23 protein-coding genes and 1 other annotated feature are annotated in these 23,762 nt (G+C 48.7%); of the genes, 20 read left to right on the forward strand and 3 right to left on the reverse strand.

The window, feature by feature from the left end; genetic code table 11:
• Positions 1-14 precede the first annotated feature (14 nt).
• From A372_RS0129545 to A372_RS0129555, 3 genes are all read left to right on the forward strand, one after another.
• Entirely contained in the window at positions 15-839 is an 825-nt protein-coding gene (locus tag A372_RS0129545; protein ID WP_407672929.1) for a carbohydrate ABC transporter permease, read from the forward strand.
• A gap of 250 nt (positions 840-1,089) precedes the next feature.
• Complete coding sequence (locus A372_RS38915) at positions 1,090-1,191, forward strand: hypothetical protein (protein ID WP_019424551.1); 102 nt, start codon at positions 1,090-1,092, stop codon at positions 1,189-1,191.
• 301 nt (positions 1,192-1,492) lie between these two features.
• Complete coding sequence (locus A372_RS0129555) at positions 1,493-1,936, forward strand: GNAT family N-acetyltransferase (protein WP_019424552.1); 444 nt, start codon at positions 1,493-1,495, stop codon at positions 1,934-1,936.
• Positions 1,937-2,098: 162 nt separating this feature from the next.
• On the opposite strand, the gene A372_RS35020 is transcribed toward A372_RS0129555, so the two are convergent.
• Positions 2,099-3,571 (reverse strand): serine hydrolase domain-containing protein, encoded by a 1,473-nt coding sequence (locus tag A372_RS35020; protein ID WP_019424553.1) that lies wholly within the window; start codon positions 3,569-3,571, stop codon positions 2,099-2,101.
• Between the two features lie 389 nt (positions 3,572-3,960).
• Positions 3,961-4,207 (forward strand) — a binding site (T-box leader).
• A gap of 25 nt (positions 4,208-4,232) precedes the next feature.
• Between A372_RS35020 and brnQ the strand changes: the two genes are divergently transcribed.
• From brnQ to A372_RS35025, 11 genes are all read left to right on the forward strand, one after another.
• Entirely contained in the window at positions 4,233-5,600 is a 1,368-nt protein-coding gene (gene brnQ, locus A372_RS0129565) for a branched-chain amino acid transport system II carrier protein (RefSeq protein WP_026011365.1), read from the forward strand.
• 95 nt (positions 5,601-5,695) lie between these two features.
• Positions 5,696-6,589, forward strand: coding sequence for a GNAT family N-acetyltransferase (locus A372_RS0129570; protein ID WP_019424555.1), 894 nt, complete (start codon positions 5,696-5,698; stop codon positions 6,587-6,589).
• A 551-nt stretch (positions 6,590-7,140) separates the two neighbouring features.
• Complete coding sequence (locus A372_RS0129575) at positions 7,141-7,443, forward strand: urease subunit gamma (RefSeq protein ID WP_019424556.1); 303 nt, start codon at positions 7,141-7,143, stop codon at positions 7,441-7,443.
• A 62-nt stretch (positions 7,444-7,505) separates the two neighbouring features.
• Positions 7,506-7,889, forward strand: coding sequence for an urease subunit beta (locus A372_RS0129580; protein ID WP_019424557.1), 384 nt, complete (start codon positions 7,506-7,508; stop codon positions 7,887-7,889).
• Positions 7,886-9,601 carry an urease subunit alpha gene (gene ureC / locus A372_RS0129585; RefSeq protein WP_019424558.1) on the forward strand — a complete coding sequence of 572 codons (1,716 nt, stop codon included), beginning with the start codon at positions 7,886-7,888 and terminating at the stop codon, positions 9,599-9,601. The genes A372_RS0129580 and ureC overlap by 4 nt, the downstream gene beginning before the upstream one ends.
• A 55-nt stretch (positions 9,602-9,656) precedes the next feature.
• Positions 9,657-10,109 (forward strand): urease accessory protein UreE, encoded by a 453-nt coding sequence (gene ureE, locus A372_RS0129590; protein ID WP_019424559.1) that lies wholly within the window; start codon positions 9,657-9,659, stop codon positions 10,107-10,109.
• Positions 10,090-10,788 carry an urease accessory protein UreF gene (locus A372_RS0129595; protein ID WP_019424560.1) on the forward strand — a complete coding sequence of 233 codons (699 nt, stop codon included), beginning with the start codon at positions 10,090-10,092 and terminating at the stop codon, positions 10,786-10,788. Before ureE ends, A372_RS0129595 begins: the two co-directional genes overlap by 20 nt.
• Before the next feature lie 54 nt (positions 10,789-10,842).
• On the forward strand, positions 10,843-11,454 hold the full coding sequence (gene ureG / locus A372_RS0129600) for an urease accessory protein UreG (RefSeq protein WP_019424561.1): 612 nt from the start codon (positions 10,843-10,845) through the stop codon (positions 11,452-11,454).
• 1 nt (position 11,455) lies between these two features.
• Positions 11,456-12,280: an urease accessory protein UreD gene (locus tag A372_RS0129605; protein ID WP_019424562.1), complete on the forward strand. Its 825-nt coding sequence runs from the start codon at positions 11,456-11,458 to the stop codon at positions 12,278-12,280.
• 830 nt (positions 12,281-13,110) lie between these two features.
• Complete coding sequence (locus A372_RS0129615; protein ID WP_019424564.1) at positions 13,111-13,902, forward strand: class I SAM-dependent methyltransferase; 792 nt, start codon at positions 13,111-13,113, stop codon at positions 13,900-13,902.
• Positions 13,903-13,952: 50 nt separating this feature from the next.
• Positions 13,953-14,390: a beta-hydroxyacyl-ACP dehydratase gene (locus tag A372_RS35025; protein ID WP_019424565.1), complete on the forward strand. Its 438-nt coding sequence runs from the start codon at positions 13,953-13,955 to the stop codon at positions 14,388-14,390.
• Positions 14,391-14,500: 110 nt separating this feature from the next.
• Here A372_RS35025 and A372_RS0129625 read toward each other — a convergent pair whose 3' ends face one another.
• Positions 14,501-15,187 (reverse strand): succinylglutamate desuccinylase/aspartoacylase domain-containing protein, encoded by a 687-nt coding sequence (locus A372_RS0129625; RefSeq protein WP_019424566.1) that lies wholly within the window; start codon positions 15,185-15,187, stop codon positions 14,501-14,503.
• A 214-nt stretch (positions 15,188-15,401) separates the two neighbouring features.
• On the opposite strand from A372_RS0129625, the gene A372_RS0129630 reads away from it, so the two are divergent.
• From A372_RS0129630 to A372_RS35030, 4 genes are all read left to right on the forward strand, one after another.
• Positions 15,402-16,604 carry an MFS transporter gene (locus tag A372_RS0129630; RefSeq protein WP_019424567.1) on the forward strand — a complete coding sequence of 401 codons (1,203 nt, stop codon included), beginning with the start codon at positions 15,402-15,404 and terminating at the stop codon, positions 16,602-16,604.
• A 35-nt stretch (positions 16,605-16,639) separates the two neighbouring features.
• Positions 16,640-17,149, forward strand: coding sequence for a MarR family winged helix-turn-helix transcriptional regulator (locus A372_RS0129635; protein ID WP_019424568.1), 510 nt, complete (start codon positions 16,640-16,642; stop codon positions 17,147-17,149).
• Positions 17,150-17,334: 185 nt separating this feature from the next.
• Positions 17,335-18,147, forward strand: coding sequence for a hypothetical protein (locus tag A372_RS0129640; protein ID WP_019424569.1), 813 nt, complete (start codon positions 17,335-17,337; stop codon positions 18,145-18,147).
• A 126-nt stretch (positions 18,148-18,273) separates the two neighbouring features.
• Positions 18,274-18,816 (forward strand): tetratricopeptide repeat protein, encoded by a 543-nt coding sequence (locus A372_RS35030; protein WP_019424570.1) that lies wholly within the window; start codon positions 18,274-18,276, stop codon positions 18,814-18,816.
• A 121-nt stretch (positions 18,817-18,937) separates the two neighbouring features.
• Here A372_RS35030 and A372_RS0129650 read toward each other — a convergent pair whose 3' ends face one another.
• Positions 18,938-20,392 (reverse strand): copper amine oxidase N-terminal domain-containing protein, encoded by a 1,455-nt coding sequence (locus tag A372_RS0129650; protein ID WP_019424571.1) that lies wholly within the window; start codon positions 20,390-20,392, stop codon positions 18,938-18,940.
• Positions 20,393-20,770: 378 nt separating this feature from the next.
• On the opposite strand from A372_RS0129650, the gene A372_RS0129655 reads away from it, so the two are divergent.
• Positions 20,771-22,393 (forward strand): AraC family transcriptional regulator, encoded by a 1,623-nt coding sequence (locus A372_RS0129655; protein WP_019424572.1) that lies wholly within the window; start codon positions 20,771-20,773, stop codon positions 22,391-22,393.
• A 342-nt stretch (positions 22,394-22,735) separates the two neighbouring features.
• Complete coding sequence (locus tag A372_RS0129665; RefSeq protein ID WP_019424574.1) at positions 22,736-23,755, forward strand: ABC transporter substrate-binding protein; 1,020 nt, start codon at positions 22,736-22,738, stop codon at positions 23,753-23,755.
• Positions 23,756-23,762: the final 7 nt, after the last annotated feature.

The raw sequence follows: 23,762 nt of genomic DNA on the forward strand, positions 1-23,762 counted from the left end.
TCAATATCCTGTTCATGATATGTCTTTGTCTGGTCACGTTATATCCGTTCGTGTACGTGCTGTTCGCTTCGCTCAGCGATCCGTCATGGCTCGTTCAGCAGCGCGGACTCATCTGGTTCCCGCACGGATTGACATGGGATGCCTATCGGCTCGTCTTCGAGAATCCGATGATTACGAGCGGGTATTTGAATACCTTGTTCATCGTCGTAGTCGGCACCTTCGTGAACGTGTTCATGACGGCGCTCGGCGCGTATGGGTTATCGCGGCAAAATGTAATGTGGAAAAACCCGATTATGTTCTTCATCGTGTTCACGATGTTCTTCTCGGGCGGGTTGATTCCAAGCTATTTGCTCGTGACCGGTCTAGGCATGCTGGACAGCCTATGGGCGCTCATTGTTCCGGGTGCGGTGAGTGCGTTCAACTTGATTATAATGCGCACGGCATTTCAAGGCATTCCGATAAGTCTGGAGGAATCGGCCAAGCTGGACGGCGCGAACGACTTCACCGTGCTTGTCCGCATTATTCTGCCGTTGTCTCTGCCCGTTATTGCGGTCATGATTCTATTCTACGGTGTTGGGCATTGGAATTCCTGGTTCGGAGCGCTCATATACTTGCGAGACCGTGAATTGTATCCGCTGCAGCTCGTGCTGCGCGAAATTCTGATTACGAACAGTACGGACAGCATGCTCACCGGAGCTGGTGCGGCGGATAAGATGCCTATAGGAGAGACGATTAAATACGCGACCATTATCGTCGCCACCGTCCCGATTCTGCTGCTGTATCCTTTCCTTCAGAAGTATTTCGTGAAAGGGGTCATGATCGGGGCCATCAAGGAGTAAATGGAATGGGGCTATCCCTTGGGTTCTCTGTTGGGAGAGCCCCATTGCTAATGGTGTATGTGGAAACGAATGCTTGAAGCACCATGTCAAGGAATCTCAAAGTGCGGGAAGATGTGTCATAGCTGCGCTAAAGAACGCAAAAGGATTGCTAAATCCGCCTAATTTCACCCCTATAGGCTTTTAACAGGGCCGAGGCGGGGATACATTCAATATAATGGAGACGTATCATGATAATAGGGAGGGCTTCTTAATGGGTGATATTGCAGGCGGGTTTGGTTCCCACTTTACGTCTACTGGTGTTATCTTGGTTCTTTTCATCCTGTTAGTAATTGTGTCTCGTGGATTCATTTAAACATTAGCAGTCCCCATAAAAAGAGCTTTATGTGACTCCACCTAGCCGATTTACAGGCCTCGTTGACAATCCTGATGGTTATTCAGGATTTTTTTGTTGCTTGCAATTAGAAGGGAAATAAAACCCGGTGAGGAAGAACTCACACGGCTCTAAGGATCTGTTCAATTCCCTCTGTATTGCTCCCATCTGTACTGGTCCATCTAATGGAATTGTATCTATATTGTATCTTTATTAGATCTCAATTATTTTACTATAATATTTATAGCTATATTGAAAGGCATTCAATTCGGGAGGGCTGCTTATGTCCGTGATCATAAGACCTGTTGAACCAAGTGATAAACAAGAAATAACATCCTTGATGTATGAGTATATCGTTGATTTTTATCAAAGACCAAAACCGGCAATAGAAAAAGTACATAGCTTAATTGACACACTGCTTGGAAAAAATAGAGGAATTCAGTTCGCAGCTCAGAAGGAAGGTAAGCTTGTTGGGTTTGCAACCCTTTATTTCACATTCAGTACGATTCAAGCAGATCAAATAACCGTAATGAATGACCTATATGTAATTGAGGAAGCCAGAGGAACTGGGGCAGCCCAAGAGCTGTTTGAAGCCTGTGCAACATTTTCGAAAGATAACGGATATGCTCATATGTCATGGATTACGGCCGCTAATAATTATCGTGCCCAACGGTTCTATGACAAAATGGGAGGAACCCGTGGTGATTGGATCAGTTATTCGATCTGAATGTGGCTTCGGTTTCAACTGGTTGAAAAGTAACAAGCCAAGGCATAGTGGCGGCGGGCAAGAATCAATTGGCGGGGAGAGTGCCGTCTAAACATAATGGGGCTGTCCCTTGGGTCTTGTCAGACCCATTGGGACAGCCCCATATGCTTCATGCTGCCAACGTTATGACATTTTGGCTGCTAACATACGGTTTCCGTACGCATCGCGATGCTCGATAGTTATCGTTCCCTGACCGTTTCTCGTAAATATAACCCGCTCATCGATATACTTGGCGGCGAACGTTGCTCCATGTTCAGTTGCCGAGATCGGTACGATTTCATATTTGTACCATGCGCCATGTCGCTTGGCCATCTGCAAGTACAGCTTCTGTTCTTCTTGGGTAATGATGATGATCGAGCCTGGGTGAATGCCGAACTCATGGAATCGGTTGATATAAGCCCCCACCGCAATTTCAACCGTGCTGAATCGCGACAAGCTTGTGAAGGCTTCCTGCCAATCGACGTCTGTGGCATGAGAGCCGTCCGGCTCCCTTCGTTCGTAGATACCGATATACCGCTCCATCTCCTCAGCGGCAAGCGCAATCGCCGTCACCGTCTCCGGCATGTCTATTTCGTCACCGAATGCGATTCTTGCCAAGTCGCCGCTTATCCGCTCCACCGGCGTAATGTTCACGTTGCTTAACACGATAATAACGAGATCATCATCGACAAACCGATTGAAGTCGGCACAGAAGCCGTTCATCGTGCCATGATGAGCGACGCGCTTCCGTTTCACTCCGTCTATCGTTTCTTCATTGACGACCCAGCCGTATCCGCCGAATATGGGCGAGTATGGTCCAAATATGTGGTGCAGTGATTCTCGGCCGAGAAGTGACTCCGTATAAAGCGCGCGATCCCATTTATATAAATCCGCTATCGTGGAATACATACCGCCTCCGCCGAGAGAGATGGACATGTCGACGTATTCAGCCGGAATGATCTTGTTGCACACCGAGTAACCGGAGGCGAAATGCTTCAACACCGTTCGGCTGTCCTCGACGCCCGAGTCATTCATATTCAGGGGTATGCAGATTCGTTCGACAATATAATCCGCGTAGGACAGCCCTGATACTCTCTCAATGATGGCGCTTAACAATATGAAAGAGGAACTGGTGTAGCTCGTCCGTTCTCCCGGCTGGAATTGCAGTGGTTCATGTTGAAAAGACGCTATCGTCTGCTCTATCGGGGAATAGAGACGCATGGTGCGTTCCCAATAACCCGGCAGTCCGGCATAACCGGGAATGCCGGACGTGTGCGTCAACAGGTGATGAAGCTTGATCTCGTTCCCGCACGGATAATCGGGCAAATATTCGTCGATAGCATCGTGGACTGAGAGCAGTCCCTGCTCTTGCAGCTGCATAATGGCCAACGCGGTGAAGCCTTTCGTAATGGAACCGATGCGGAATTTGGTTTGCGGAGTGTTGGGGACCTCGTGTTCCCAATTGGCCATTCCGTATCCTTCCGATAATAAGATGTTCCCTCGGAGAGCGACAAGCGCGGCTCCATTGAAGTGACCATTCCGGGAAAGAGCGTCCATGTACTGATGCAAATAAACGGTCGTCTCGTGAATGGATGCGTTGGTTTCTTTATTTTTCATAAGTGCAGTCCTCCTGTTTCTATCTGGCGAAGGAGCACATCAGGGAATTAGTAACGAATTGGCACGGAGATAAAATTTAAAAGCGGAACGACTCATCGTCTTGTCCGCAGCAGTTGAGTTCAATTGCATACACCCTGCGCTCCTGTAAAGGTCAAAATGGACAGACTTATCCCTTGGAGTGTATACACCAAAAAATAAATCGGTATCCATCATTGAAATGACAATTTACAGCATTGCTGGCATACGTGAATCTCCTTCCAAATATCTCCGTATACGCATCATATAATAGAATCGAAGGAATGGAAAGCACTTCAGGTATTGACAATGTGTATAATTGTCATTTGACAGTTGTCCCAATGCATGTAAAAATAGTATACAACTTTATGATATGAACTTCCGCGACGAGAAGAGTAAGTGATGGGCTGTTCCACAGAGAGTTGGCGTATTGCTGCAAGCCAATGTCCAGCGCATGACCGAATGTCCTCTCCGAGAAGCAAGGCTGAACGACAGTAAGCTTTGCCGGAATCCTCCGTTACCAGGAATGCGTGCATAGTCACGTCATGAGCAGCAACATACAGATCCATACGCAATATTGTTGAATTTGGGTGGTAACGCGGGTACAGACCCGTCCCTTTCTAGGGACGGGTCTTTTTGATCTCATATGTATCAGGGGGAGAGCAGATTGAATCAATCATTAACAAAGAAACATATCTTTTTCACGGGATTAATGCTATTTTCATTGTTCTTCGGGGCGGGGAACCTTATCTTTCCGCCTATCTTGGGACAACAGGCGGGTGACAGCTTCGTTCCCGCCATCATCGGCTTTATCTTAACAGGAGTAGGATTGCCGCTGCTTGCCGTCGTCGCGATCGCGTTGTCCGGACGCGATATGCAGCATTTGGCCGGGCGGGTGAGCCCGCGATTCGGCATCTTCTTTGCCATCATCGTCTATGTGTCGCTTGGGCCCGCGATGGGGATACCGCGCGTCGCCAACGTGGCGTATGAAATGGGCTTCAGCTCGTTCCTGCCATCACACCATGCATCCAATCCATGGATTCTGTTCGTGTACACGCTCATCTTTTTCGGCTCCGTGTTCTGGATGAGTCTCAATCCTTCGAAGCTGGTCGAACGTATCGGAAGCTGGCTTACGCCCATGCTGCTGTTGTCGATCGCGCTCTTGTTCATCGGCGGGGTGCTGTATCCGATCGGAGAAGGAGGACCGGCTATCAATGAGTATGTCGAGTCGCCCGGATTCAAAGGTTTCATGAATGGCTATCTAACCATGGACACCATTGCGGCGCTGGCCTTCGGCATCATCGTGCTGAATTCGATTCGCGCCCAAGGTGTCACAGAGAAACGGGCCGTCGCGAAAGCGGCCATTCAAGCCGGCCTCATTGCCGGTATCGGACTGTCGCTTGTCTATGCAGCGCTTGGATACTTGGGCGTCACCAGCGTATCGCTCGGGTATTTCAAGAATGGAGGCCAATTGCTGACCGATGTCGTGCTGCACTTGTTCGGCCGTTCCGGGCTGATTCTGCTCGCTGTCATCGTTACGCTGGCTTGTCTCACTACATGCATTGGGCTCGTTTCCGCCTGCAGCCAGTATTTTGCAACCTTGATGAAAGGGATGGCATACAATCGGATTGCGCTGGTCATCTGTTTATTGGGTTTGCTGGTAGCTAATCTGGGATTGAACAAAATCCTCTCGATTTCCGAGCCAATCTTACTTGTCATTTATCCGGTCGCCATTGTGTTGCTCCTATTGTCTTTCGTTCATAAATGGTTTGGCGGTTATTCCCAAGTCTACGCGGGGGCACTTATCGGAACCGTTCTAATCAGCTTGTTCGACGGCTTGAAAGGAGCGAAAGTTCCTATCGAATTCGCCCTGCCGGTGCTTCGGCATATCCCTCTCTATGCGGAAGGGATCGGGTGGTTCATTCCGGCGCTGGCCGGCGGTGCTATTGGTTATGTGATCGGAAAGCTTATGGCGGCTCGTGACAAGCAATCATTCAATTCTACTAAAAATTGACAACGATTCTGTGGCCGTGATACGCTGTTGGCAGCATATCGGGGCCATAACGGAATGTGTGCCACATGTCGATGGTTCAGGGGAGGAATCGGAAGATGAAGCAAGTCATTGTAACTATGAAAAGGCTGAACGAATGCACATATGATCAGGGATTGCAGCTGTGGAATGAAGGGTTTACAGGTTATTTTTCGGATATGACCCGCAATCTGGAACAGCATCTAGCTCACATGAGCGTGAACGGCATTCAACCGCACCTATCGGTCGTCGCTTATGCAGACGCTCAGCCGATTGGATTCGTGCTAATTGCTGTTCGTACCGTGCGCGGCAAGAAATTGGCCTGGAACGGGGGAACAGGCGTAGCTCCTTCCTGCCGAGGTCAAGGCATTGCCAAAGCAATGATGGAGGAAGCGATCCGTCTTATCCGAGAAGAGGGAGTGCATACCGTTTATTTAGAGGTTGTCGCGCAAAATGACAACGCCATCCGCGCCTACCGGCATGTCGGATTTCAAATCACTGATCGGCTAATTGGCATGCGGCATGATGGGGGCTTGGATGCCAATGCTTTCAAGCTTGACCCATCGGATTCGTTCAGCCTGCATTGGGGGAAACCCGTTGAAGCGGCTGACCTGTCTTTTTATAAGGAGGCAGCGGCATGGTCGTCTCAATGGCACAATATTCGCGAAGGACATAGTCTTATCGTCCATGATTCTGACGGAAGTGCTGTGGCATATGCGCTCTATAAACAGGTGACAGACGATTACGGAAAGCTGAAGTCGTTGGTCCTGTATCAGTGCGAGGTCGCCGCTGGCCGAGCAGATAAGGATGCGCTGTATCGGGCGATGCTGTCAGAAGTATACGGGCCGAATTACGCGGAATGTGACCGGATGGTGTACAATGTATCGTTTGAACCGGAATTAATCAGCTTGCTGCTGGAAGCAGGATTTACGACGATATTTGAGCAAAATTTGATGGTGTTGGAGCAGGAATGAGTTCGATAAGGGACTCTGCTTCAAATGCTGAGGCCAGCCAGAGGAATCTGGCTGGCTTTTTTTATCAGCTGTTCACATATTCATAAAAATCGCCAAAAATGCATGAAAAACTACAATTGGAAATGAAAGCGCATGAAATGTTTTGATTTTAGCTGCAATCGAGTCGGATTTAGAAAAATATGTGCAAATAGAGTACTTTATATTATGTCGTCAATTTAATATGATGAAGATAATGTATGGAGCATCTTGGAAAAAATCCTCGTAAGATGCTTGAATGAGTACTCCCCCTCATCTTCACTCATTCTCAATTACATTGAATGCGCTTACTATACAGTGAGCACCGAGTTCAAATACGGTTGCAACCCGCTTCCTCATTGCAGCCGCTCCTTATCTAATGAAATGTAGAAATGAAAGAACGATAGAAGATGGTAGATGGTAGGCTCGTTAACACTAACAGCTAACGGGTATGCTGTGCTGTGTGAAAGTGTGAAAAGAAACGCAAAGTGTGCTGAAAGCAGTTGCTTATGACAGATCGTACGGGAGGAAATCAGGTGAGATTGACACCTCGAGAGCAAGAAAAGCTGATGGTCGTAGTCGCGGCTGATCTCGCGCGAAGACGCAAAGACCGTGGACTGAAGCTGAACTATCCAGAAGCGGTTGCGCTGATAACGTATGAAATTATGGAAGGGGCCCGTGACGGCAAGACAGTTGCTCAGTTGATGAGCGAAGGTGCCACAATTCTGTCGCGATCAGATGTGATGGATGGCATTGCCGAAATGATCCCCGATATTCAAGTGGAAGTGACGTTCCCCGATGGGACGAAGCTGGTAACGGTTCACGATCCGATTCGATGACTGACGTATCATTACGTATGGACCGAACAAGTAATACACATCCAATCCAAGGGGGAAGCAGAGTGATTCCAGGGGAATATATTTTGCGTGACGATGAAATCGTTTGCAATGACGGGCGCAAGACGCTTGCCATCGAAGTGCTGAATGTCGGCGATCGTCCGATACAGGTCGGATCGCATTTTCACTTCTACGAAGTGAATGCTGCGTTGCAATTTAACAGGGAAGCCGTTTTTGGCATGCATTTGAACATTCCATCCGGCGCGGCCGTACGCTTTGAACCAGGAGATGCCAAGGAAGTGGTGCTAGTTCCGTTTGCCGGAGAACGTAAAGTTTACGGACTGAACAACTTGACGGAAGGATCTTTGGACGAGAGAGTGCTCGTTGCCACCAATTATACAGAATCATCAACTGCATCCGAAGCTGTGGAAACGGGGGCGGAACAATGAGTTTTCGCATGTCGAGACGACAATATGCGGACATGTTCGGACCGACGACAGGCGATGCGGTTCGCCTGGCGGATACCGAGCTGTTCATTGAGATAGAACGCGACTACACTCGATACGGAGATGAGTCGAAGTTCGGCGGGGGCAAGTCGATACGCGACGGTATGGGACAGCATCCGCTGATTACGCGTGAAGAGGGAGCGCTTGATCTGGTCATTACCAATGCGATCGTGGTCGATTATACGGGCATCTATAAGGCGGATATCGGAATACGCGATGGCAAGATTGCGGGGATCGGCAAGAGCGGAAATCCGCTTGTCATGGATGGCGTTGAGTTAATTATCGGGGCCAGCACCGAAATTATTTCCGCCGAAGGGCTTATCGTAACCGCAGGAGGCATTGACACGCACGTGCACTTCATTAATCCGCATCAGGTGGAGCATGCACTGGCTTCCGGGCTCACGACGCTTATCGGCGGTGGAACGGGTCCCGCGGAAGGATCGAAAGCGACGACGTGCACCTCCGGCGAATGGCATATGCATCGAATGCTGGAAGCTGCGGAGGGCTTGCCGATTAATGTCGGATTTCTCGGCAAAGGCAGCGGCGCGCGCGAAGAGCCGATGGCGGAACAAATCCGGGCCGGAGCGATCGGCTTGAAGGTGCACGAGGATTGGGGAGCAACGGCCTCAGCGATTGATCATTCCCTGCGGGTTGCGGACAAGTATGACGTTCAGGTGGCGCTTCATTCCGACACACTGAATGAAGGCGGATTCGTCGAAGATACGATTGCTGCCATTAAAGGCAGAATCATTCACACGTATCATACGGAAGGCGCAGGCGGAGGGCATGCGCCCGATATGATTAAAATGGCGGGGTTGGCCAATGTGCTGCCATCCTCGACCAATCCGACGAGACCGTTCACGATCAACACAGTGGATGAGCACCTCGATATGCTAATGGTCTGTCATCATCTGGATCCAAGCGTGCCGGAAGATGTCGCCTTCGCGGACTCGCGTATCCGCAGCGAGACGATCGCGGCGGAAGATATATTGCACGACTTGGGTGTGTTCAGCATGGTAAGCTCGGATTCCCAAGCGATGGGCCGTGTGGGGGAAGTGGTCACAAGAACATGGCAGACCGCAGATAAGATGAAGAAGCAGCGCGGTAAGCTGCATGAGGATTGTGGTTCGGTCGGAGACAATTTCCGGATCAAACGGTATATAGCGAAATATACGATTAACCCGGCGCTGACTCACGGAATCGCGGATTATGTAGGTTCGGTTGAAGTCGGGAAAATCGCCGATTTGGTCATCTGGCATCCAGCTTTCTTCGGCGTGAAGCCTGAAATGGTGCTGAAGAATGGATTCATCGTTCAAAGCTTGATGGGCGATCCGAATGCGTCCATTCCGACGCCGCAGCCGTACATTTATCGGCCGATGTATGCCGCAGTGGGGAAAGCATTAGCCCGCAGCTCCATTACGTTCGTATCACAGGCCGCACTGGATGCGGATGTGCCTGCGAAGCTTGGCCTTGACAAGATCGTGCTGCCGGTTCGGGGTATCCGCCGAGTGACGAAACAAGATATGGCTCTGAACGGGGAAACGCCGGACATCCATGTGGATCCCCAGACATATGAAGTGAGGGTGAACGGGGAGCTGCTTACATGTGAGCCTGTTGATGTCGTGCCAATGGCACAGCGTTATTTCTTGTTCTAATCAGGGTGGCCTGACTTGTGCTTGTCAATAGCTTTCATTAGAGGAGAGTGTGAATATGATTATAGAGCAAATTGTTGGCCGGCTGGAGCAGTTGGAGCCAGAAAAACGAGCAAGCCGTCACATGGAAAAAGTGTACATGCCAAGCGAGGATATGCTGAAAAAAATTCAGCGAGTGACGACCGATCACGGCACAGAAATCGGAATTCGTCTGACCCAGAAAGCCGATCTCGCCGACGGTGATATTTTGCATATGGATGAGAACAACATGATCGTCATTGAAGTGCTGCCTGACGATGTGCTCATCATCAGCCCGAGAACGATTCAGGAGATGGGTGAAATTGCTCACAAGCTGGGGAACCGTCATTTGCCCGCACAATTCGAAGGCTCCCAGATGATCGTTCAATATGATTATCTTGTGGAAGAGCAGTTGACTCAAGACGGGATTCCGTTCGCGCGTGAGAAGAAGAAAGTGAAGCAAGCGTTCCGCCATGTGGGACACAAGCACTGATTCGCTGCTGTCGCTTCTGCAGTGGTGTGATTCGAACTTTCCTTCGGGAGCCTTCAATCATTCCTTCGGCTTGGAAACGTATATGCAGGAGGGCAAGGTAGTCGATAAAGCCACCTTTGCGGATTGGCTGGCCATGTATGTCAATGAACAGTTCATCTATTCCGATGGATTGGCCTGCCGACTTGCATTTGAAGCACTGACAGACAGTCGTCTAGATGATATATGGGAATTGGACCGGTTAATGACAGTCCAGAATCTTCCCCTTGAATCAAGAGAAGGCGCACGCAGAATCGGGGAAAGAATGATTAAGCTCGGAACAGAGCTTTACGATTGTCCGCACCTGCAACATTACCGGGAACGCGTGGAAGCAAAGCGTGCGTTCGGCCATCCGGCTATCGCGTTTGCAATGATTGCCCGCCATGTTGGCGTCTCGAAACGGACAGCTGTACTGGCACATCTGTATTCCTCCGTCTCCAGCATGGTTCAGAACGGCGTGCGGGCCATTCCGCTCGGACAGACGGAAGGTCAGAAGCTGCTATACGAGTTGCAGCCTGTGTTCCAGGAAGCGGCAGAGAGGTTGGAAGAGCTGACTGGCGATGACATTGGCATCGTATCCCCTGGTCTGGAGTGGTCTCAGATGAAGCATGAACGGATCCATATCCGACTTTTCATGTCGTAATACAACGGTATTACATAACGCCCAGCAAAGACTGATAGGGAAAGAAGGAGTACAATGAAACCGGTAAAAATAGGGGTAGGCGGTCCAGTCGGGGCCGGAAAAACAATGCTTGTCGAAAAAATGACACGGCGCATGCATGAACAGTACAGCATGGCGGTCGTCACCAACGACATTTACACGAAGGAAGATGCGAAAATTTTAATTCAGACCGGTGTGCTGCCTGCCGACCGGATCATCGGTGTGGAAACAGGCGGATGTCCGCATACGGCCATTCGTGAGGATGCGTCCATGAATTTCGCGGCGATCGACGAATTGATCGCACGCCATCCTGACGTTGAAATTATATTTGTGGAGAGCGGGGGCGATAACCTCGCGGCTACGTTCAGCCCTGAGTTGGTTGATTTTTCGATTTATATTATCGACGTCGCTCAAGGCGAGAAGATTCCGCGCAAGGGCGGTCAGGGGATGATCAAATCCGACTTGTTCATTATTAATAAGACTGATTTAGCTCCTTACGTCGGTGCCGATTTGAAGGTGATGGAAGCGGATACGCTCGCCTTCCGCGGCAACAAGCCGTTCTTCTTCACGAATCTGAAAGACGAGTCGGGATTGGATGAGGTCGTCGATTGGTTTCAGAAAAATGCGATGTTAACAGGATTAGAATAAGATGCAGCGGTGGACGGGAATGCTGCGGCTGACGGCTGAGAACAGACAGGGGAGAACGGCTGCCGCACACGTGTATCATCAAGGCGCTTACAAAATAGCCCGTCCCATGTACCCGGATGATACCGGTCAGGTCTATTATTATGTCATGAATCCGGGCGGGGGGTATGTCGATGGAGACCGGTATTTGATGGAGCTGGAGCTGGGTGAGCACGCGCAGGCGCTCATCACGACGCAGTCGTCGACGAAAATTTACAGGACGCCCCATCAGCCAGTGCTGCAGCTGAGCGAGGTTGCTTTGAAGCATGGAAGCTACCTTGAGTGGCTGCCAGACCCGATTATCGCTTATCGGAATGCCCGTTACGAACAGCGTACGGTCATCCGTATGGAGAGAAGCGCATCACTTATATGTGCGGAGATTATAACTCCGGGCTGGTCGCCGGACGGAGCGCAATTCTCCTACGATGAATTGGCGCTCAAAACGGAAATTTATATGGATGAGCAGCAAATTTTGTTCGATAATGTGAAGCTTCGTCCACACGGCAAGCAGATGCTGAGCATGGGGCGTATGGATGGTCAGACCCATCTCGGTTCGATGTTCGTTATCGGTGAACAGGCAACACCAGAGTTCATCGAGCAGATGTGCGATGAGATCGGACTGGACACGCTGCCTGGCCGAATCGGCTTGTCCCAGCTTATTGTTCCGGGATTTGCGATTCGGATGCTAGGGAATTCGACGCAGCAAATGGAAAAGGTGTTCGGAATTATCATCAATTATGTGCGTCAGCAATGGTTCGGCAAAGAACGCTTGGCGTTGCGAAAATATTGAGCGCGTCTGCAACGTGCGCCTGCGGGTAGATATCAAAATGAGACATCAGCATGCAAGCGGTGATGAAAGAGGACCGCTTGCATTGCCATGCCATCGCGCAAATAAGATTTGTCCCGATACGTTACAGCTTGCCGAATGCGTAGAACCCGATAAGGAACATGGAGATTCCGGCAATGGCAATAAATATTTGAGCCTAGATAAGGCTGGTCTTCGCTGGCGACGGAGACGAAATTGAACAAACTATGTGCAATCAAGATGATGAGGGCAGCAACAGGGACTCGTCGATGGTTAGAGTGGCACCGATGTGGAAGGGCGGAAGGATTAGGCGCCCCCCCTTGTCTCATCCATTGGATCTTGTCCAATGAAACAGCGATGTATATCTCTTTACGGTCGGTTTCGTTGGAGTTCATCCAATGGTTTGACACGCTAACCGCACCAATGGCTGAATACAGCCAGATCCATTGGACAAATTACAGTCTACATGCCGTTTGGCCACCGAGTCCGTACATTTGACTGTATCTTTTCCAATGGCGCTTGCATCTACCGCGTCCGTGAACCATCTGCGTCGTCTCGTAAATCCGCATGTTCACTAGGGGATGTGGCCGCAAGCTTCCTCCCAGAACAACTTGAACACAAACAGACAATTTGAGGTGATGTCCACGTGGAGCTAAGCTTTGAACGGCTAATATGTGGAATGCATGCTTTGACGTCCGTGTTGATTCGATATTAATTGTATTCTGCCGAACGAAGTAATGGTACAATGTTCACATAAAAGTAGTGGGGATTTACAACAATACGAGATACTAACACAACTGAGGCAGGGAATATTTATGCAGAAAGAACACAGCAGAATTAATGAAATGGCTTGGAACCAAAGTGCTTATGACGCTTGGGTTAACCGTTATGGGTCTCCGGCCGAGGCCGCAATCAAAATTAAGCAAAATCCTGAGGCAAGGCTGAAGACGTTTTATAAGCATACAGGGGATGTGAAAGGGAAGAAAATTGCCAATCTGCTGGGTTCTCATGGAAGCAAAGGAGTTGCCATGGCTTTGCTTGGCGCCGATGTCACGATCGTTGATATCGCGTCTGAAAATGAACGGTATGCGACTGAACTGGCACGGGAAGCAGGGGTGAGCATCGATTATGTTGTGTCCGATGTTCTTGAACTGCCCGCATCCGTTCTGGCGGCGGATTACGATCTGGTCATTATGGAGTTCGGCATTTTGCATTATTTTGTTGATTTAAAGCCGCTGGCAGATATCATTGCCAGCTTGCTTAAGGTCGGAGGACGTTTGATTCTTCAGGATTTTCATCCGATTACGACGAAGCTGATCACGTCTCGAGGCTCGACGGCCAAAGTACGCAAGCATAAAGTGACAGGCGACTATTTCGACAAGTCTCTGGAAGAGACAGAGGTTGCCTACGCGAAATTTATACCGGTACAAATGGCTGATCTGGAGAAGGTTCTGCATCGCAAATGGACGCTTGGCGAGATTGTTACCGGAATTGCGAGCAGTGGACTCGTTATCAAGCTGTTGGAGGAGGAGCCCAATATGTCCTCCGAAGTATATGATAAAGGCATTCCCAAATCCTTCACATTGGTTGCAGAAAAACTGCTGTAATGGTGTAAAGGAATGAGTGCTGTACGAACGGAACGGAAGGGGGAATAGACATGGACATAAACGAAATCACGAGCGTGCTGCCGCACAGGTATCCTTTTTTAATGGTCGACCGGGTGTCGGAGCTTGAGCCAGGCAAATGGGTGAAGGGATATAAGAACGTAACGCGCAATGAATGGTTTATGACCGAAGCCCAGCCTTATATGCCGGGCATGATGATCGTCGAAGCTCTTGCACAGCTGGGGGCATTCGCGACAATGGGAAGCGGGAGAGGACTTGGATTTCTCTCTTCGCTCAAAGGGGTGGAAATGACAGGACTGGCCCGACCTGGTGACCGAGTGCATCTCTATTACGAGGTCATTCGGCATAAGAAAGGATTTACTCTGGGCAGAGGACTGGCCTCCGTCGAGGGCAATGTGATTGTAAAGGTCGACGAATTGATGACTTATACCTCGCCTTCAGATACATCTGCTGCGCGGCCGGCACAATAACCGAAGGAGACGAGCTTGAGTATGGGATCTGTTCCGGCAGATCCCTTTTTGAGGTTGTTCAAAAGCTCCTTTTTGAACACGCATTTTTTGTATTTGTGCAGGCGGATGCCTTAATGCATCAAGCCGGCTCTTTTTAACAACTGGCGCAGGATGTTCTTCTGATACTTGACCCGGATCGGATGGGATAAGCTCCAGGATGTTTCTACGGTAATCGCTTTGGCTTGCAGTAAACGAGCGGCCGCTGTACGGCCCGACCCCGACAGTTCACGCAGGCGAACGGTAAAATGTGTCGCTTGTCGCTCAATGGAACGATTGATTCGCTTCACGATTTGTCGGACTATCTTTACGGTCGGACTGCGACGGTCTGTCAGCAGCGATTGACCGAGAACTTTCGGGTTAAGCCGGGATAGTCCATTGGCTTCGTGCATGTCAATGTACCAGGCTGGACGGTATTGCGCTGCCAATCGAAACAAGTCCGCCGACAAGGGGTGGCGTGGTTTATCATGGGCTCTGCTCGGGAAGGTGCGATTCAAATCAGGAACCCCTCGAATTCGTTTTGTATAAGCTTGCTGATTGACAAGCGGAACGATAACCAATGTCCCTTTTTGCACATGAAGAAGTCCCTGCTGCAGCGAATGAACGAACTGCTTTGCCGCTTTTACGCTCGCGGTTTCATTCCCGTGAACACCAGCCGTCACCATGACAGTCGCTCCAATGGTCGAACCCTTCACAATGTAATAGGGGGTATGGAATTTCGTTCCTTTCGCCAATTCCCCTTTCATGATATCGATATGCATTCACCTCCACCCTCCATGTTACTTATAAAGTACGAACCTGAATGCGTTCGCGTAACGGGCAAACAACACATCGAGGATGATCATTTTGTCTAGGATAGTCCCTTTTATTATCGACGAATGAACATGAAAACTTGTAGCTTGACTAAATCGTCATCGTGTGAAATACTATTAATGTTTCCAGGAAACAAAAATAGCATGGAAGGCGGTACACGCAATGGCATCACAATACAAAAAAGTTGCCTCGCCAGCATTTTTGCTCTATTTGGTTTGCACCAGTGCGTTTCTGGCATCGGTGACACAAAATATTTATTCCCCCATAGTGCCCTTATTAAGAGACTCGTTTCAGGTACCTTTTCATTTCATTACCTTTTCTGTTTCCATTTTCATGTTCGTACTCGCTATGATGCAAATCGTATACGGGCCGCTCATTGACGCCAAAGGCGGAAAAAGGGTGCTGATGCCCAGCATTTTTCTAAGCATGATTGGAGCATTGGGCTGTGCGCTAACGTCCAACTTCACGCTGTTTCTCGTATTCAGAGTCGTCCAGGCAGCAGGGATCGCAGCGATTCCGCTCGTAGCGTCAACGACGATAAGTGATCTATTCAATGGCACTGCCCGCGGGAATGCGATGAGCACGTACCAGACGATGCTCGCACTGGCCCCGGCTATCAGTCCGGTTGTGGGAGCGTTTATTGGAGAGCAGGCCGGTTATCGCGGAATTTTCCTGTTCCTAGTCATTATCTCTGTCATCCTATTCGTGATGAATCTGAAATATTTTCCCCAGAGGACAGAACATCGCACTGTACATGCTGCAGGGAGTTCATCCCACAGATATATGTCCGTTTTTAAAAATAAATGGGGGCAAGCCATTATGGCAATCGGATTTGTTCATTATTTCATTTACTTTGCCTTTCTCGTCAGCCTTCCTATCCTATTGACCGATTATTATCACTTGGGATTGGGACTGATCGGACTGCTATATTTGCCGACGGCGGTCAGTACCATGCTCGGAAGCAGGCTCTATAAGACGGTCCAGCAGAAGATGGAGCAGCGAAAATTGCTTTTTCTGGGCAGCTTGCTAACCGCAGGCTGTGTCGTTCTATTTGCGGTAACCATCTACGACTCGCTCGTCCTGCTAACCGTGTCCTCTATTCTTTACGGTGTGTGCTCGGGCCTAACTATGCCGACCCATACCACCCTATTGGCGAATGAGTTCGATGAGAATCGGGGAACCGCGATGGGCGTGTACAACTTGGTTCGCTATATGGGGATGGCGGCTGGCCCTATGGTGAGCAGTGTATTATTATTAACATTAAACAACCTTTGGCTTTTCGTCCTGTTCGGAGTCAGCTTTGCCATCATCGTCATCGTGTTGGCGATTCGGGTGTACGGTAAAGTTGATGTATCACCAAGCTAGCGCTGAGGTCATTGAAAAGGAGATATTGATTGTACATGGAAGAGCGGAACATGCTAAAGAACAAAGTGTATGCCAACCTCGTCGATTATTTGCACACGAGAGACAAAAGCGCGGAATTCAGACGGGAAAAGGCGCTTGCCATCATTGAAGAACAGAACTATGCGGATAAAAAAGAGGTTTATCTTCATTTGGATAAATTAACATTGACCCAACTCCACGTGCTGCATGAAATTGGAGAGCGACCGGACTCGAACGTGACCTTTATTTCGAATCAAATCAACGTAACCAAGGGCGGCGTCTCGAAAGCCGTTGCCAAGCTTATTGCCTGGGAACTCATTCAAGAGCATTTTCGTGCGGACAACAAGAAGGAAATCTATTATCGACTGACGGAAGAGGGGGAGAAGCTGGCATTCGTTCATGCGAGGCTGCATCAGCAGCTGGAGAACAAACATGAGGAACTGTTGGAGCGTTATTCGGAAGAAGAGTTGAAGGTAATCGCAAGCTTTCTGACAGATTTGACTCAGCTCAGCAGCTCGCCGCTCTAAGGAAATAAAGTTGAGACGGATTTATTTTGCAAGATGCATACTGTTGCCCGCTGCGAAGCGGGCTTTTTGCTTGAATCTGAACTATTATAGCTTCAATAATTTTAATTTTAACCGATTAATACAATATAACACATTTGAAAAGTAATACAGTTCCTGGAAAATTAAATTGATGCGGGGGAGTATGCATGGGTGTTTTTGATGTTCTCAAAAGTAAGGATGGGAGAGAGCTTCCGTTTGATCCTGCAGTGTTAAGCAGAGAATATTCAATCGATATTCAAGCAGAAGTGGTACACAGTATGCTAGATTACGATGAAAAAAGGGATGCAGATGAAGCCGTGTATCGTATCTTGAACACAGAAGAAATCATTGAATTAAGGGGCATCTTCGAAGAACTTGAATGCCATCAAAGTATTTGTCCCTTGTTAACGGATGATCAGTCGAACTACATTGGCGTATACTACACCGGGCCACTAGAGGGGAAAGTATGTTTTTTGAACCATGAAGAAACGAATTTATCCCCTGGATTCCGGAGCATGGAGCGGTTCATCACGAAAATATTGCAAGACCCTGCCGCGGAGTGGGATGAATTGCAGCACGACTACCCTGCCTTAACCGATCATGATGATGAAAGCCAACAGGATATTAAAGTGATTGCCGATCTAGATAACCTTATTATGCAAGAGAACTTGGATGAGGACGCCAAGCAGCAGTTGATCTTTTCTAAGCTGGCGATCATGCCTTGCTCAAGAATGGAACATATATGTGAATATTTGTTAGCGGATGATATGTACGTGCAAGAAAAAGCAATCGAGATGATTCGAAAGCGGAAATATACGCCGGCTGCCGGTCACTTGTTCGAGGTTGCCAAAAACGGCATGCATAATGGCAAGGTTTCTGCGATATTGGCGTTAAAAGAATTCAAAACAGCAGAAAGCAAACAATTATTGAAAGAACTGAAAACGGTGCTGCCTGCCAGCTATATGATGTACATGAACTAATTAGACTCCAACTTTTGAAATCGACAATATGGTTGGCATGAGGTATACCTATTATTGCGTTATCGATAAATGACTTTGGCTCGATTGAGTACCGTACAGCACATTGGGACAGAGGAGATGGAATGGATGAACTTTGATGCTGATTTCGAAGAGTGCCATCATGTCAATAACATGGAAAGCAAAATCAATGATTATTTTGCGGTTCCTCATTTGAGCTTGGAACAACAAGATAGAATAGCCTGTGCCGATGCTCGTCTTAGGGAAAAAAATTATCCTAAAGCAATAGAAACGCTTTGGAACATGTACGAAGCTTTACATAGAAGAGAACAAAGCAGCACTGTCGGCCGATATGTCTTAATCCGAATTGCACACATTAACATTTATAATGAGGATTATATCGCGGCAAGAGATAATTTATCTTTTATCATGCAGTTCCCCAACACAATCGGCAATCCGCTGCTGCATTTAAGGCTTGGGCAAGTACAAGACAAGCTGGGGAATGAGAAACGTGCGGTAGATGAGTTAGCAAGAGCATTTATTATGGATGGAAAAAGAGTGTTCGATCTTGAAGATCGAAGACTGCTTGAAATCCCTTTAAGAGCGCTTAATGAGCCGATGGATAGTGACTGGAATCATTATGAGGGCCAAGACTGGGAAGTGACAAAATAATGAGCGTGCAGCGAGTGTCGGGAGCTAATGGTCGCTATCGGCTCGTTATTCCGCATTGCGCACAGGCGTCTAGGTGTGATGGAACAGTTTTGCTATGCTCTTCACCTCACTTACTGATGTGCTAAAAAGTATAATCTGATGCGGACACGTAGACAAAATTGATGTTCACGCTTGCGTACGATTCCTTCTTGTCCGTCACGGTCGGATTCCGAACCGCCGTAATCTGCTGTGGACGATACGCAAAGCTGCGAGCCCATTTGATCTCATTATTAAATAACGGCTTGATGGACTGCTCGTTATGGGCGTTATATTGCTTCACATATTCGTTCAGAAGTTGCAGCATGTCGTGTACGTCCGCATCGTTCGTGTGTATGTCTGGCTTAAGCAGTACCGTCGGCAAGCTCAAGTTCACGACACGGTTCTCGGCCATCCATTCCGCCTTCACGCCAAGATGGGCCGTCAGCGTCTCAAGCGGAACATAGACGGTGCCTTGGAGAAGAAGCGGCGCGATTTCCGTCTTCACAGGCTTGCCTGCCAACCACACTTCGATGTCCCGGGATGCCGGGGATGCGGCCAACAGCTTCGCGTCTGTATCGATACCGACTCGGCGGTGCCTCTGATCCCATATGATGTCATGTCCCGTCAACTCAGCGGCGAGCCTGAGCGGCAGGAGCGTTTTGCCTTGACGGATTTGCGGCTTGGCGTTCGCCAATGGAATTCCTTGCAGGGCAAGAACGGGATCGGAGGCTGGCTTGATCATCACCGACTGAGCCATCATATAAGTAGTCATATGTATAGCGAAGTCCCAGTTCCCGGGCTTGATGGCAACACTTTTCCCGTCCAGAGTTCGTCCGTATGCCGGCATTTGGAATGTGAAATCGTAGCGCCCGAACTCCGTAATGCTCCGGTATAGCCAAATCGCATTCTTGGCCGGATATTCGATTCCGTTCGCGGAGGTGAAGGACTCCCATGGAGGGGCCGGCATGAGAAAGACATCGACCGTTCCCGACTCGCTACCACTGCTGGCTCCTTTGATCGTAATGCTTTCGCCGAACGAGACGGATGACGGAAGCTTTGGCTCTTGCGCCTCTTGAAATTGTTCCATAAAGAATTTGGCCAATTTTGCATCCTGCACCTTGTAGCTGTAAGCGTCTTCTCCGAAGACCAACGTGTCTGTATTGTACAGCATGATGCGAATGTCCGGTTTATCTTTTTGTTCCACACTCATACGCAGTTGGAAAGATTGACGGTGCGAATCGCTCTCTTCTTCCGTCAACGTGTACGGAGTACCTTTCGACTGTAAGGTGTTTATGAAAGCAGCGATAGCGGCAAGGGCCTCTCGGTCCTCTGAACGGTTATTGTAAAGCGGGCTATACAGTGAATCGCCCCGAGCCTTGTTGACTTTTTGGATATCCTTCGCTATTATGCCGGCCTTTGCTTTACTTGTATCCGATTTTTCTGATCCTGCCGTGATTCCGTCCGATGGGTTGTACATAGGAGCGGCGTATGCAGATGGTATACCGCCAAGCAGCAGAGCCGCCAAGGTGACAGCCGTTATCCATTTCGATTGTTTCACAAATTTTCACTCTCCTTTGTATGTCATACTACTCTAAATAAAAACGAAGATCTAACTATAAAAGTTACAAATAATGATAAAAAAACGTAAAACATACATTCCAATGGAAAGGGGGTTGTGAAGAGCCGATTCGTAACTACTCGAAGCGGAACGTTTGGATGACCCTGACACCATCGACGCCTCTTTGGTCGTTTCTTAGCCCTCTTTTTCTCTTAATAGAGTGAATACGCGGAAAAGTGTGCGTACATGGATCGGTCTCGCAGTGAGGCGGATCTATTTTTTTGTACCTTGAATTCATTTGACCGCAGTTCATACATTATGCTAATTTAATATAGTGATAATGATTATCATTTTCGAATTTTGATAGGGGTGTCCATTTTGCAACATCCACGCTTAAGTCCAGAACAGACACATACATTACTGGACAATCTGTGGTTCAAGCTTAGAAGCGTCGAATTGGCGCGTGTCGGCCAGATGGAGCATCAGCTCATTGAATCGCATGTCCTGTTTATAGTAAAGAATGGCGAGGGCCGATTGACGTTGGATCTTCAGGATTACCGTTTGAGGCAGGATGCCGTCCATTTCGCTGTGCCCGGGCAAACTGTCGGCGTATCCACTGCGGCAGAGGAAGGAGTGGAGATGTATGTCGTCAAGTTCGATATCTATCATGAGTCGGAATTGGCCGAGGCGTTCCCGCTGCAAGGAGAACTGCCGATTCATTCCGCTGCCGAGATGATTATTTTATGTGAATTGCTGTATAACTGTTGGCGCAGCGAAGATCCTCTAGAACGATTCCGCGGGCAGTCAGCCTTTCAGGAATTATTGTATTGTTCGTTGAAAAATATGCGGCTTCAGCCGGAGTCAGACCCTCGTGCGGCGTTGGATCGCACCAAGGCATATATCGAGAGCCACTATAATGAAAGCCTGACGATTGAGCAGTTGGCTCGCATAGCGGAGGTTAGCCCCAAGTACTATGTTGACTTATTCAAAAAGACCTATGGCAAGAGCGCAATCGACTATATTACGGAAGTGAGGCTCAACTGCGCAAAGCACATTATGGCCCAATCGGACGCCCGGCTGCGTGACATTGCTCATCAAGTGGGGTATAACGACGAGTTTTATTTTAGCCGCAAGTTCAAGCAAGTAGTAGGGGTATCACCTACCGTCTATATGAAAAACCGCCGCCGTAAAATCGTAGCTTATACTGCTTCCATACTCGGGCAATTGCTGGCGCTCAAGATGATTCCATATGCCGCTCCGCTGCACCCGAAATGGACGGCATATTATCACAAAACGTATCGGGCAGATATTCCCGTGCACCTGAGCGCCTACCGGTTTAATCAGGATTGGGAATCCAATCTTGAAGCGCTTCATCTTGCCCAGCCTGACATCGTGATTTGCGACAAGGATCATTTGCACCCAAGCGAGAAGGAACAGCTGGAAAACATTGCGCCTGTATTTTATGTTCCATGGAAGGAACAAGATTGGCGGGAGCAACTGAAGTCGACGGCTCAATTTTTGGGAGTTTCGCAAGAAGCGGATTCTTGGCTGCTCAACTATGAGCAGAAGGTGAAGTGCGCCCGGGAGCGGCTGAATCGGGAATTGCAGGACGATACCATTCTCGTTATGAGCATTTATAAGGAACACTATCATGTCTGTCCGGCTCGGGGAATGAATGATGTGCTATACCATGATCTGCAGTTGAATATGGTGCCCGGCGTCGAGCCCGCTCCTTGCAAACAAGCCATAACATTGGATCAAGTGGCGGAGCTGGATGCGGATCGGATCTTGCTGAACGTATGTCAAGAGCCGGATTCATTAAGCCATTGGCAATCGTTGCAAACCTCCCGGCAGTGGCGGGATTTGAAAGCAGTCCGCAGGAACCATGTATATTTAATCTCTTCCGATCCATGGCGGGAATATTCCGCCTACGCCTGTGAACGAATGGTGGATGACTTGTTGAAGCAACTGAGTGAGAATGTTCAGACAGCCTCCTCCTAATCGTGTGCCATATGGAAATCGTCCAAAAGGATTCTGGATATTGTCCATGTTCGATTGTGGGAGGCGTGGTTTATAATCTTAATGAGAATTGTTATCAGTATAGTGATAATCGTTTTCAACAAAAGCCGGATTTAATCATTTGGGAGGTATGCCGTGGCACTTGTTCGATGAATGGGGGAGGGCAGCATCTATACATAGCTCAGAGGAGTGTCCCGGGTGCGGGGCGCATCTTCAAGGTGAAGCCGGTACAGACCAAGATGAACGGCTGCATTATGCACACATTTACCGGAAGCTCTCAGAATGAAGCTTCCCATTATATGACGATGGAGAGGGAATAGTAGAATGAAAAAGAAAGTATGGGCATTAGGATTAGCATTAGTGATGGTGTTTGCGTTATCGGCTTGCGGAGCCAAAGAGGAAGCCAAGCCGGCAAATGCCGGGGCGGAGAGCGCGCAAACGGAAAACGCGTCTCAAGGCAGCACGGGCGAAAGTGCGTCGAGCGCCCAATCGGAATCAAGAACGATTACTTATTTGGACAAAGAATACACAGTGCCAACGAAAGTAGAGAAAATCGTTATCACCGGATCGGTGGAATCGATGGAAGATGCGCTGGTGCTTGACGTAAAACCTGTTGGGGCTATGACTACTGGTGGTCAATTCGCGCCGATGTTCGCCAAGATTACCGAAGGCGCGGAAGGAATCGGGGAGAAGTCTCAGCCAAATATTGAAACCATCTTGAAGCTGAAGCCGGATGTCATTCTGGCAAGCACGAAATTCCCTGCCGAAGCCCTGGAGAAATTGAACAAAGTCACGACAACCATTCCGGTATCGCATATTGCGACCGACTGGGAAGCCAACCTGAACTTGCTGGCCGAGCTTACAGACAAGCAGGAGCAAGCTAAGCAAGCGTTGCAAAAGTACAATGACGAGACTGCGGCCTTGAAGGAAAAAATCGGGCCTATCATTAAAGATAAAAATGTTCTGACACTCAGAGTCCGAGCTGGCAGCATGTTTATCTACCCTGAAGATGTGTTCTTCAACCCGTCGGTATATGCGGATCTGGGTGCAACGGTACCGGAAGAAGTGAAGCAAGCGAAGGCTCAACAAAACATTTCTATAGAAAAGCTGTCCGAGATTAACCCGGATTACCTGTTCGTTCAGTTCTCGGAAACTGAAAATAAAGATACGCCTAAGGTGCTGGAAGATTTGCAAAACAATCCGATCTGGAAAAGTATCAATGCAGTGAAAAATGACAACTTATTTGTCAATCTGGTCGATCCGACTGCTCAAGGCGGCACAGCTTACAGCAAAATTGCTTTCTTGGAAGCCGTTAAAAACAGCAAACTAGTTCAAGCAAAGTGAGTAGAGG

It is taken from the genome of Paenibacillus sp. OSY-SE (assembly GCF_000283315.1).
In the GTDB taxonomy this organism is placed as follows: Bacteria; Bacillota; Bacilli; order Paenibacillales; family Paenibacillaceae; genus Paenibacillus_B; species Paenibacillus_B profundus.